The organism is Acidovorax cavernicola, assembly GCF_003581445.1.
On the sequence record NZ_QXMN01000010.1, the window covers coordinates 87,850 to 99,723 of the forward strand.

Consider the following 11,874-nt stretch of genomic DNA (forward strand, 5'->3'; position numbering starts at 1 on the left):
CGCTCGCCTGCCCCGGCCTCGCCATCCGGCGGGGCCTTTCTGTCCTCCTGGAGTTGTTCCCATGCCTTCGCTGAATTCCTCGCTGCCGCTCGCCGGTGTGCGCGTGCTCGATCTGTCCCGCATCCTCGCCGGCCCCTGGTGCGGCATGGTGCTGGCCGACATGGGCGCCGAAGTGATCAAGGTCGAGCACCCGGGCCGCGGCGACGACACCCGCGACTGGGGCCTGCGCGTGGGCAAGACCGAGACCGCCTACTTCAACAGCGTCAACCGCAACAAGCGCTCCGTCACACTCGACCTGCAGACGCCCGAAGGCCAGCAGATCGCGCGCGATCTCGCGAAGCAGTGCGACGTAGTGATCCAGAACTTCAAGTTCGGCGGCATCGACAAGCTGGGCCTGGGCTACGAACAGCTGCGCAAGGAGAACCCGCGCCTCATCTACTGCTCGATCTCGGGCTACGACCGCACCGGCGCCGAGGCCGCGCGCCCCGGCTACGACCTTGTGGTGCAGGGCGAGGCCGGCCTGATGGCGCTGAACGGCGAGGCCGACCAGCCGCCGCTGAAGTTCGGCGTGGCCGCTGTCGACCTGTTCACCGGCATGTACTCGGCGCAAGCCATCCTGGCGGCGCTGTACCAGCGCGAGAAGACCGGCACGGGCCGCCACGTCGAGATGGCGCTGTTCGACTGCGGCCTGATGATCACCGCCTACTACGGCCTCGAGGCGCTGCTGATGGGCGAAGACCCGCCGCGCTACGGCAACTCGCATCCGTCGATCGTGCCGTACGGCGTGTTCGACGCGGCCGACGGCCCGCTGGTGATCAGCGTGGGCAACAACGCGCAGTTCGCGCGCTTCTGCACCGAGGTGATCGAGCGCCCCGACCTCGCGGCCGACGAGCGCTTCAAGACCAACATCCTGCGCTCCGCGAACCGCGCCGCGCTGCTGCCCGAGCTGACCGCCGAACTCGCGAAGCGCCCGCGCGCCGCGCTGCTCGACAAGCTCAACGCCGCGGGCATTCCCTGCGGCGAGGTGCTGGGCCTGCTGGAGGCGCTGAAGTCGCCGCGCGCCACGCAGGGCGGCCTCGTCACCAAGCAGCCGCACCCGGTGGCCGGCGAAGTCGACGTGCTCGCCCCCCCCTACCGTTTCGATGGCGAGCGCCTGCCCGTGCGCAGCGCGCCGCCCACCTTGGGCGAAGGCACGCACGACGTGCTGAAGTCCCTGCTCGGCCTGTCGGATGAAAAGCTGGCAGCGCTGAAAACGAACGGCGTCGTCTGATCGCCAGACCGCGACGCCCGCATCCCTGAAGAGAAGTCCATGGCCTTTCCGTCTTTCCGCACCCTCCGCAACCCCGCCCGCCGCGCGCTCATCGCGCTGGCCCTCCCGCTGCTGGCCGGCGGCGCCTTCGCACAAGCCTGGCCCGCCAAGCCGATCACGCTGGTCGTGCCCTTCCCGCCCGGCGGCCCGACCGACGTGGCCTCGCGCATCGTGGCGCAGAAGATGTCGCTGTCGCTCAAGCAGAACATCCTGGTCGACAACCGCAGCGGCGCCTCGGGCACCATCGGCGCGGCCTTCGCCGCCAAGGCCGCGCCCGACGGCTACACCTTCGTGATGCTGGCCACGCCGACGCTGCTGGCCTCGCACCTGTACGGCACCGTGCCCTACGACATCTTCAAGAACTTCACGCCCGTGGGTATCGTGTACGACCTGCCCATCGTGATGGTGGTGAACCCGAAGGTGCTGCCCGGCGTGAATGGCCTGCAGGACCTGATCGCCAAGGCCAAGGCCGACGGCGGCAAGCTCAACTACACGACCGCCGGTGCGGGCAGCTTCGGCCACCTGACGACCGAGCAGCTCAAGAACATCGGCAAGTTCGACATGCAGCACGTGCCCTACCGCGGCAGCGCACCGGCCGTGACCGACCTCATCGGCGGCCAGGTGCCGGCGATGTTCTCGGACCTCGTGGCCGTGATCCCGCACATCCGCGCCGGCACGCTGCGCCCGATCGCCGTGGGCTCGGGCAAGCGCGTGAGCCTGCTGCCCGACGTGAAGACCGTGGCCGAGCAAGGTTTCGCCGGCTTCGACGCCACCTCGTGGGGCGGTCTGCTGGCACCGGCCGGCACGCCGAAGGACGTGGTCGATCGCATGAGCGCCGAGCTGAAGAAGGCGCTGGCCGACAAGGAAGTGCAGGACAAGCTGCAGAGCGTGGGCTCCTTCGCCGCCTACGGCACGCCGGAGCAGACCGGCACGCGCATGCGCCAGGACTTCGAGCGCTGGGGCAAGGTCATCCGCGACAACAAGATCACGAACCAGTAAGAGCCCGGGCCACGCGCCCGATCGGGGACACGACAGGAGGCAAGACATGACGACAGCGAACGACAAGAACCACGCACCCTTCCGCCCCCGGTTTCCGGTGCGCGGGCTGGCCGACATCCGCGCGCTCGAAGAGACGCCGCTCGCCGAGGCGCTCACGGTGCGCAGCACCTACGAGCTCTTCCGCAACTCCGGTGCGGCCTTCGGCGACAAGACCGCACTGACCTTCCTGCGCAGCGGCAACCCGGCCGACGAGCCCATCCGCTGGTCGTACGCCGAGCTGCTCGCGCGCATTCACCAGACCGCCAACCTGCTGCACACGCTCGGTGTGGGCCCGCAGGACGCGGTGGCCGTGCTGCTGCCCGGTTGCCTCGAATACCACCTGGCGCTCTGGGGCGGCGAGGCGGCCGGCATCGTGCAGCCGCTGAACCCGCTGCTCACCGACGAGAAGCTGGTGGCGCTGATGACCGCGGGCCGCGCCAAGGTGCTGATCGCCTACGGCTCGGACAGCGAATCGGGCATGTGGTCGAAGGCCATGCGCCTGCGCGGCCAGGTGCCGACGCTGACCACCGTGCTGCGCGTGGCGCCGCACGACGAGGCGCCCGGCGCGGCAGGCACGCTGCCCGAAGGCGTGGCCGAGTTCGACACGCTGCGCGCCGCGCAACCCAGCGACCGCCTCGTGAGCGGCCGCGACATCCAGTCTTCGGACATCGCCGCCTACTTCCACACCGGCGGCACCACCGGCGCACCCAAGCTCGCGCGCCACAGCCACGGCGCGCAGGTGTTCACCGCCTGGGCCAGCGTGCAGCTCGCGGGCATGAACGAGCAGGGCATCTCGATCAACGGCTATCCGCTGTTCCATGTGGCGGGCGTGCTGCCGGCTTCGCTCTCGTCGCTGTCGGCAGGCGTGGAGGTGATCATTCCCACGCCCTCGCTGCTGCGCAACAAGGAGGTGCTGGCCAACTACTGGAAGCTGGTCGAGAAGTACCGCCCCACTTCGCTCTCGGCCGTGCCCACGGTGCTCGCGGCGCTGGCCAATGTGCCGCTGGACGGCGCCGACATCTCCTCCATCACCTACTGCCGCACCGGCGCGGCCGTGCTCTCGCCCGAACTCGCGGCGCGCTTCGAGCGCCTGTTCGACCTGCATGTGCACGAGAGCCTGGGCATGACCGAGATGGCCGGCATCTCGACCATCACGCCGCCCGGCGTGGTCGGCCCCGCAGGCTGCGTCGGTTTCCGCCTGCCCTACTCGCAGGTGCGCATCGTGGCGCTCGACGAGAACGGCAACGCGAGTGACCGCGACGTGGCCACGGGCGAGACCGGCATGGTGCTGTTCAAGTCGCCCAACGTGTTCTCGGGCTTCGTCGATCCGGCCGACAACGCCAAGGCCTTCACGGCCGACGGCTGGCTTGCGACCGGCGACCTGGGCTGGATGGACGCCGAGGAGCGGCTGCACCTCACGGGCCGCTCGAAGGACCTGATCATCCGCAGCGGCCACAACATCGACCCCAAGACCATCGAGGACGCACTGGGCGCGCACCCGGCCGTACAGCTGTGCGCCGCCGTCGGCGCCCCCGATGCCTATGCGGGCGAGCTGCCCGTGATCTTCGCGACGCTGGTGCCCGGCGCCTCGGCCACCGAGGAAGAGCTGCTGGCCTTCACCTCCGCGCGTGTCGACGAAGCACCGGCGCGCCCCAAGTGGGTGTCGGTGATCGCCACGATGCCGATGACCAACGTCGGCAAGATCTACAAGCCCGAGCTGCGCGCGATGGCCGCGCGGCAGGTGGTGGCGGCGACCGTCGCCGAAGTCTGCGCCGGACTCGGCTTGGGCACCGCCGCGCAACCCACCACCGAGACCGAAGGCGAAAGCCTGGTGCGCGTGCAGATCGATGCCGCCGCAGCCGGCGCACAGGCCGCAGCGCTGGAGGAGCAGCTGCTCAAGGCGCTGGCGCCGCTGCCGTTCAAGACGCGCATCGCGCTGAAGTGAACGGCCTCCTCCACAAGATTTTCTGAAACCGAACGGGAGACAAACCATGACCCATCCGCACACGAACCGCCGCGCCCTGCTGTGCGCCGCCGCATCGACCGCCGCGCTGTTCGCGCTGGCACCCGCCCAGGCCCAGACCTATCCGAACAAGCCGATCCGTCTCGTCGTGCCCTTCCAGGCCGGCGGCGCGACGGACGTGCTGGCGCGCGTGCTGGGCCAGAAGATGGCGGCCAGCATGGGCCAGCCCATCGTGGTGGACAACAAGCCCGGCGCGGCCGGCATCATCGGCACCGACGCGGTCGCCAAGGCCGCGCCCGACGGCTACACCATCGTGCTGTCGCTGAGCAACTCGCTCATGACCAACGAGTTCCTCTACGAGAAGCTGCCCTACGACACGGGCCGCGACCTCACGCTGGTCTACCAGATCGCGATGGCGCCGCTGGTGCTCGTGGTGCACCCCAGCGTGCCCGCCAAGACCGGCCCCGAGCTGCTGAAGTACGTGGCCGCGAACAAGGGCAAGGTCGCCTATGGCTCGTATGGCGTGGGCGCCTACCCGCACCTGGCCGGCGCGCACATGAGCCTCACGCAGCAGGCCGACATGAACCACGTCGCCTACAAGGGCGAGGCGCCGATGGTGCAGGACCTCATCGGCGGCCAGATCCAGATGGCCTACGCCAGCGCGCTGGCGGCCAAGCCGCACATCGACGCCGGCAAGCTCAAGGCCGTCGGCGTGACCGGCGAGCGCCGCATGAGCACGCTGCCCAACGTGCCCACGTTGGCCGAACAAGGCCTGAAGGACGAGGCCTACCGCGTGACCGGCTGGCTCGCCATCGCGGCCCCCGCCAAGACGCCCAAGGCCATCGTGGACCGCATCGCCGATGAAGTGCGCAAGGCCACACAGCAGCCCGACGTGCGCGAGCGCGTGGCGGCCATGGGCTTCGAGATCAAGGACAGCTCGCCCGAACTCTTCGCCGCGGCCTGGAAGCAGGAGCGTCCCGTGTGGGAGCGCCTGATCAAGCAGTCGGGCGCCAAGCTCGAGTAACCCCTTCTCCCCTTTTTCTCCTTTTCTTTTTTGTCATTCAAGAGGAACAGCCATGAAAGTTCTGGTACCGGTCAAACGGGTCGTCGATTACAACGTGAAGGTGCGCGTCAAGAGCGACGGCACCGGGGTGGACATTGCCAACGTCAAGATGAGCATGAACCCCTTCGACGAGATCGCTGTGGAAGAAGCGGTTCGCCTGAAGGAAAAGGGCGTGGTCACGGAAGTGATCGCCGTGTCCTGCGGCGATGCCAAGTGCCAGGAAACCCTGCGCACGGCGATGGCCATCGGCGCCGACCGCGGCATCCTGGTCGAGACCGACGCCGAGCTGCAGCCCCTGGCCGTGGCCAAGCTGCTCAAGGCCCTGGTCGACAAGGAACAGCCCCAACTGGTCATCCTGGGCAAGCAAGCCATCGACGACGACGCCAACCAGACCGGCCAGATGCTGGCTGCTTTGGCTGATCTGCCCCAAGCCACCTTCGCCTCGAAGGTTGACCTGGCGGCCGACAAGGTCACCGTGGCACGCGAAGTCGACGGCGGCATGGAAACGCTGACGCTCACGCTGCCGGCTGTCATCACGACCGACCTGCGCCTGAACGAGCCGCGCTACGTGACGCTGCCCAACATCATGAAGGCCAAGAAGAAGCAGCTGGACACGGTCAAGCCCGACGAGTTGGGCGTGGACGTCGCGCCGCGCCTGAAGACCCTGAAGGTCGCAGAACCGCCGAAGCGCGGCGCTGGCATCAAGGTGCCCGACGTTGCAACGCTGGTGGACAAACTGAAGAACGAAGCGAAGGTGATCTGAACATGACCGCACTTGTTATTGCCGAACACGACCACGCCAGCATCAAGCCGGCCACCCTCAACACCGTGACTGCAGCCCTGGCTTGCGGTGGCGACGTCCACGTGCTCGTGGCCGGTGCCAACGCAGCAGAGGCCGCCAAGGCCGCCGCGCAGATCGCCGGCGTGTCCAAGGTGATCGCCGCCGACAGCGCATCCCTGGCTGAGAACCTTGCTGAAAACGTCGCCGCCCAGGTGCTGGCGATCGCCGGCAACTACAGCCACATCCTGTTCCCCTCGACCGCCAACGGCAAGAACGTCGCCCCGCGCGTGGCTGCCAAGCTGGACGTGGCGCAGATCTCCGACATCACCAAGGTCGACAGCCCGGATACGTTCGAGCGCCCGATCTACGCCGGCAACGCCATCGCCACCGTGCAGAGCACCGACGCCACCAAGGTGATCACCGTTCGCACGACCGGCTTCGACGCCGCAGCCGCCACCGGTGGCAGCGCGACCGTCGAAACCGCTGAAGGCGTCGCAGACAGCGGCAAGAGCAGCTTCGTGGGCCGTGAAGTGACGAAGAGCGACCGTCCTGAACTGACGGCCGCCAAGATCATCGTTTCGGGTGGCCGCGCACTGGGCAGTGCCGAGAAGTTCACCGAAGTGATGACGCCGCTGGCCGACAAGCTCAACGCCGGCCTGGGCGCCAGCCGCGCCGCAGTGGACGCGGGCTACGCGCCGAACGACTGGCAAGTGGGCCAGACGGGCAAGATCGTGGCGCCGCAGCTGTACATCGCAGCAGGCATCTCGGGCGCGATCCAGCACTTGGCCGGCATGAAGGACTCGAAGGTCATCGTCGCGATCAACAAGGACGAAGAAGCGCCGATCTTCTCGGTGGCCGACTACGGCCTCGTGGCCGACCTGTTCACGGCTGTGCCGGAACTCGTGACGACGCTGTAAGCGGCTGCGACGATGAAGACCCGCATCACCGAACTGCTCGGCATCCGCTACCCGATCATCCAGGGCGGCATGCAATGGGTGGGCCGCGCCGAGCTGGCCGCGGCCGTGTCGAACGCCGGCGGCCTCGGCATCCTCACCGCGCTGACGCAGCCCACGCCCGACGACCTGCGCAACGAAATCGCGCGCATGCGCACGATGACCGACAAGCCCTTCGGCGTGAACCTCACGATCCTGCCTGCCGTGAAGCCACCGCCGTACGCCGAGTACATACAGGCCATCATCGACACCGGCGTGAAGATCGTGGAGACCGCGGGCAACAGCCCGAAGGACTTCATCGAGGCGCTGAAGCGACATGACGTGAAGATCGTCCACAAGTGCACCTCGGTGCGCCATGCGCTCTCGGCCGAGCGCAACGGCGTCGATGCGGTGTCGGTGGACGGTTTCGAGTGCGCGGGCCACCCGGGCGAAGACGACGTGCCCGGCCTCGTGCTGCTGCCCGTGGCGGCGCGCAAGCTGCGCATTCCGATCATCGCGTCGGGCGGCATCGCCGACGGGCGCGGCATGGCCGCCGCGCTCGCGCTGGGCGCCGAGGGCATCAACATGGGCACGCGCTTCTGCGTGACGCAGGAAGCACCGATCCACGAGAACATCAAGCAGGCGCTGGTCGATGCGACCGAGCGCGACACGAAGCTGATGTTCCGCACGCTGCACAACACGGCGCGCGTGTTCCGCAACGCGATCTCCGAAGAAGTGGTGGCCACCGAGCGCCGCCCCGGCGGCTGTGAGTTCGAGGACATCCGCCCGCTGGTGGCCGGCGCACGCGGCCGCGCCGCGCTGCAATCGGGCGAGGTGCACAACGGCGTGGTGTCGGCCGGCCAGTGCATCGGACTGATCGACGACATCCCGACGTGTGCGGAACTGCTGGAGCGCATGGTGCGCGAGTGCCGGGAGCATCTGGACCGGGCGCGCGGCTGGATGAACTGACGGCCTGCCGTTCAGGGCACGCTCAAGCCGACGGGGCACCTTGCTCCGCGAATCCCGGGGCGATTCAATTTCTGGCGTCGCGAAGGCCCGGCCATGGCGGTCCCCTCAAGGCGCGCGACGCGGGGCGGCCCGCCGCAGCGGGCCTTCCCTTCGGGTTGGCTGGAAAACGGCCATTCGCGGCGGTTTGAGCGTTTTGAATTTGCAGAGAAAAAAGCCTTGCCGGGCGCGGGTTGCAGCCCGGCAGCCGACCAAGGCGATGCCAGAAATCGTGTGCGAACAGGCCCTGGACGACAACGCTTGAAGCAGCCACTCCAGCTCCGGCCGCGAGTGACGCTGTCCAGTCTGATGCGGCCGGCCAGCGCGCAGCGCATTCCCTACTCCAAATGCCTCCGCGCTGAGGACGAGCACGCGCCCAACCGACGACAACGAAAGGCACGTCGACGCCTGGCTATCGACGGCAGAGAGCGCACCGCAAGCGGGAGAAACGTGCTGCGCCCAAGTCGGGAGCGCATCTCTGCGAGCGGCGGATACGCAGCGGTTGCAGTCGGTCGTCTGACCGAGCCGAACTCACGCTAACTGATAAAAGCAGTCGTTGGCCCCCTCAATCGCCTGACACGTACGTCAACGCCGTCCCCTTGCTTGGCCTGACCGTCGAAGACCCCTTGCTGACCATAAAACGTCCAATCTACCCGACCAAGGTGATCGACTTGGATCTTTCGCCCGCTTGATAGACTAAGAACGATTTAAAACGACTTTGAGATATTTTGAGCGCGAATGCCATGAGTGCCGAACCCTGGGTCACAGCCATTGATGTCGCTAGGCATCTGGGCGTTGTAAAGGACACCGTTTATCGTTGGCGCGAGCGCAAAGGACTCCCCGCGCACAAGATTGGGCGGCTGTGGAAATTTCAGTTGTCTGAGGTTGACGAATGGGTGCGTGCGGGTGGTGCTGATGACGACACGGAGAGCGGGAGCGAACACAAATGAATCCAGTGGGGGAGGGCTACGCGTGACCAAATCCGAGGCACAAACCCGGTCAGAGTTGATCGACCAGCAACTCGCTCAGGCGGGCTGGAACGTGAAAGACCCGACGCAGGTCGTTGAGGAATTCGACATCCTTACTGCACTGCGTGATGGGGTAGCGGAGCCGCGCACGTCCTACGAGGGCCACCAGTTCAGCGACTACGTCCTGCTTGGCAAAGATCGCAAACCCCTGGCAGTGATCGAGGCCAAGAAGACCAGCCGTGATGCCGCCATTGGCCGTGAGCAGGCCAAGCAGTACTGCTACAACATCCAGAAGCAGCTGGGCGGTGAGCTGCCGTTCTGCTTTTACACCAACGGCCATGATCTGTATTTTTGGGATCTGGAGAACGCCGCACCGCGCAAAGTGGTCGGCTTTCCCACCCGCGACGACCTGGAGCGCTTTGCCTACATCCGCCGTAACCGCAAGCCGCTGACGTTGGAATTCATCAACACCTCGATTGCCGGTCGCGACTACCAGATCCGAGCGATTCGCGCGGTGCTCGAAGGCATCGAACAGAAACGGCGTGACTTCCTCCTGGTGATGGCCACCGGCACAGGCAAGACCCGCACCTGCATTGCCATGGTCGAGGCCCTAATGCGGGCTGGACACGCAGAAAAAGTGCTATTTCTCGTGGACCGCATCGCTTTGCGTGAACAGGCATTGGCCGCCTTTAAGGAGCACATGCCCAACGAGCCGCGCTGGCCTAACGTGGGTGAAAAGCTGATCGCGACGGATCGCCGTGTGTATGTCGCCACCTACCCGACGATGCTCAACATCATCCGGGATGAGGCGCGGCACCTGTCGCCGCACTTCTTCGATTTCATCGTTGTCGATGAAAGCCATCGCTCCATCTACAACACCTTTGGCGAAGTGTTGGACTACTTCAAGACCATCACGCTGGGCCTGACGGCCACGCCTACCGACATCATCGACCACAACACCTTCCAGCTTTTTCATTGCGAAGACGGCATCCCTACCTTTGCCTACACCTATGAAGAAGCCGTGAACAACGTGCCGCCCTACCTCTGCAACTTCCAGGTCATGAAGATTCAGACCAAGTTCCAGATGGAAGGCATCAGCAAACGCACTATTTCCCTGGAAGACCAGAAGAAGCTGATCCTGCAGGGCAAGGAGGTTGAAGACATCAACTTCGAGGGTACCCAGCTCGAAAAGCGGGTGGTCAACAAGGGCACCAACACCCTGATCGTCCGCGAATTCATGGAAGAGGCCATCAAGGATGCCAACGGCGTGCTGCCTGGCAAGACCATCTTCTTTTGCGCCACCAAGGCCCACGCCCGGCGCATGGAGGAAATCTTCGACAAGCTCTACCCGCAACACCACGGTGAGCTGGCCAAGGTACTGGTGTCAGACGACCCGCGCGTCTACGGCAAAGGTGGGCTGCTCGATCAATTCACCAACAACGACATGCCTCGCATCGCCATCAGCGTGGACATGCTCGACACCGGCATCGACGTGCGCGAAATCGTCAACCTCGTGTTCGCCAAGCCGGTTTACTCGTACACCAAGTTCTGGCAGATGGTCGGGCGCGGCACACGCCTGCTGGAAACCAGCAAGCCCAAGCCCTGGTGTCTTGAAAAAGATGTGTTCCTGATTCTCGACTGCTGGGACAACTTCGAATACTTCAAGCTCAACCCCAAGGGCAAGGAGCTCAAACCACAGTTGCCGCTGCCGGTGCGGCTGGTGGGCCTGCGCCTCGACAAGATCGAAAAGGCCAAGGACAGCGGCCATACCGACATCGCTGCGCGGGAAATCGCCAAGCTCCGCCTGCAGATTGCGGCGCTACCCAAAGAGTCGGTGGTGATCATGGAAGCCGCCGCTGCGCTGGCGCGGCTGGACGATGACAACTTCTGGATCAGCCTCAGCCACGACCGGCTGGAGTTTTTGCGCGCAGAAATCAAGCCGCTGTTCCGCACGGTGTCCGAGGCCGACTTCAAGGCCATGCGCTTCGAGCGCGACCTGCTGGAGTACTCGCTGGCCGTTTTGAGCGAAGAAAAGGAACAGGCCGACACCCTCAAGGAAGGCATCGTCGAGCAGATCAGCGAACTGCCGCTCTCCGTCAGCTTCGTCAAGCAGGAAGAGGCCCTGATCCGCGCCGCACAAACCAGCCACTACTGGGCCAAGGCGGATGAAGACGCCTTCGACGGACTGGTCGCCAAACTCGGCCCGTTGATGAAATTCCGCGAGCAATCCACCGGCCAGGAACAAACCCACCTCGATCTGGCCGATGAACTGCACAAAAAGGAATGGGTGGAGTTCGGCCCACAGCACGAGGCGGTCAGCATCACCCGCTACCGTGAAATGGTGGAAAACCTGATCGCCGAACTCACCGCGCACAACCCGGTGCTGCAGAAGATCAAGAACGGCGAGGAAGTTAGCAGCGAAGAGGCCAACGAACTGGCCGAACTGCTGCACGAGGAGCACCCGCACATCACCGAAGACCTGCTGCGTCAGGTCTACAAGAACCGCAAGGCGCGCTTCATCCAGTTCATCCGCCACATCCTAGGTATTGAAGTGCTGAGGAGCTTCCCGGACGAGGTCAGCGCCGCCTTTGACCAATTCATCCGCGCCCACACCACGCTCAGCAGCCGGCAGATGGAGTTCCTCAATCTGCTGAAGGGCTTCATCATCGAGCGCGAAAAGGTGGAGAAGAAAGACCTGATCAACGCCCCCTTCACGGTCATCCATCCGCAGGGCATCCGTGGCGTGTTCAGCCCGAACGAAATCAACGAGATCCTGCAGCTGACCGAACGGTTGGCTGCCTAAATAACAGGGCAC

9 protein-coding genes are annotated in these 11,874 nt (G+C 65.5%); all 9 read left to right on the forward strand.

The annotated features are described in order from the left end of the window. Positions 1-61: 61 nt before the first annotated feature. The 9 genes from D3H34_RS11060 (at position 62) to D3H34_RS11100 (ending at position 11,862) form a co-directional block, all read left to right on the forward strand. On the forward strand, positions 62-1,270 hold the full coding sequence (locus tag D3H34_RS11060) for a CaiB/BaiF CoA transferase family protein (protein ID WP_119553504.1): 1,209 nt from the start codon (positions 62-64) through the stop codon (positions 1,268-1,270). Positions 1,271-1,309: 39 nt separating this feature from the next. Further along, on the forward strand, positions 1,310-2,308 hold the full coding sequence (locus tag D3H34_RS11065) for a Bug family tripartite tricarboxylate transporter substrate binding protein (protein ID WP_119553505.1): 999 nt from the start codon (positions 1,310-1,312) through the stop codon (positions 2,306-2,308). 46 nt (positions 2,309-2,354) lie between these two features. Next, entirely contained in the window at positions 2,355-4,292 is a 1,938-nt protein-coding gene (locus D3H34_RS11070) for an acyl-CoA synthetase (protein ID WP_119553506.1), read from the forward strand. Between the two features lie 46 nt (positions 4,293-4,338). Further along, positions 4,339-5,334 carry a Bug family tripartite tricarboxylate transporter substrate binding protein gene (locus D3H34_RS11075; RefSeq protein ID WP_119553507.1) on the forward strand — a complete coding sequence of 332 codons (996 nt, stop codon included), beginning with the start codon at positions 4,339-4,341 and terminating at the stop codon, positions 5,332-5,334. Positions 5,335-5,386: 52 nt separating this feature from the next. Then, complete coding sequence (locus tag D3H34_RS11080; protein WP_119553406.1) at positions 5,387-6,136, forward strand: electron transfer flavoprotein subunit beta/FixA family protein; 750 nt, start codon at positions 5,387-5,389, stop codon at positions 6,134-6,136. 2 nt (positions 6,137-6,138) lie between these two features. Then, complete coding sequence (locus D3H34_RS11085; protein ID WP_119553508.1) at positions 6,139-7,071, forward strand: electron transfer flavoprotein subunit alpha/FixB family protein; 933 nt, start codon at positions 6,139-6,141, stop codon at positions 7,069-7,071. A gap of 12 nt (positions 7,072-7,083) precedes the next feature. Then, on the forward strand, positions 7,084-8,055 hold the full coding sequence (locus tag D3H34_RS11090) for an NAD(P)H-dependent flavin oxidoreductase (RefSeq protein WP_119553509.1): 972 nt from the start codon (positions 7,084-7,086) through the stop codon (positions 8,053-8,055). A gap of 779 nt (positions 8,056-8,834) precedes the next feature. Then, entirely contained in the window at positions 8,835-9,041 is a 207-nt protein-coding gene (locus D3H34_RS11095; protein WP_119553510.1) for a helix-turn-helix domain-containing protein, read from the forward strand. A gap of 22 nt (positions 9,042-9,063) precedes the next feature. Beyond that, the gene (locus D3H34_RS11100; RefSeq protein WP_119553511.1) at positions 9,064-11,862 is read left to right on the forward strand and encodes a type I restriction endonuclease subunit R; all 2,799 of its coding nucleotides are present in this window, start codon (positions 9,064-9,066) and stop codon (positions 11,860-11,862) included. Positions 11,863-11,874: the final 12 nt, after the last annotated feature.

Excerpts from the sequence above, each read along its gene's own strand:
- D3H34_RS11095 (WP_119553510.1), top strand. The coding sequence starts at position 8,835 with ATGAGTGCCGAACCCTGGGTCACAGCCATTGATGTCGCTAGGCATCTG.
- D3H34_RS11060 (WP_119553504.1), top strand. The coding sequence starts at position 62 with ATGCCTTCGCTGAATTCCTCGCTGCCGCTCGCCGGTGTGCGCGTGCTC.
- D3H34_RS11065 (WP_119553505.1), top strand. The coding sequence starts at position 1,310 with ATGGCCTTTCCGTCTTTCCGCACCCTCCGCAACCCCGCCCGCCGCGCG.
- D3H34_RS11080 (WP_119553406.1), top strand. The coding sequence starts at position 5,387 with ATGAAAGTTCTGGTACCGGTCAAACGGGTCGTCGATTACAACGTGAAG.
- D3H34_RS11075 (WP_119553507.1), top strand. The coding sequence starts at position 4,339 with ATGACCCATCCGCACACGAACCGCCGCGCCCTGCTGTGCGCCGCCGCA.
- D3H34_RS11085 (WP_119553508.1), top strand. The coding sequence starts at position 6,139 with ATGACCGCACTTGTTATTGCCGAACACGACCACGCCAGCATCAAGCCG.
- D3H34_RS11070 (WP_119553506.1), top strand. The coding sequence starts at position 2,355 with ATGACGACAGCGAACGACAAGAACCACGCACCCTTCCGCCCCCGGTTT.
- D3H34_RS11090 (WP_119553509.1), top strand. The coding sequence starts at position 7,084 with ATGAAGACCCGCATCACCGAACTGCTCGGCATCCGCTACCCGATCATC.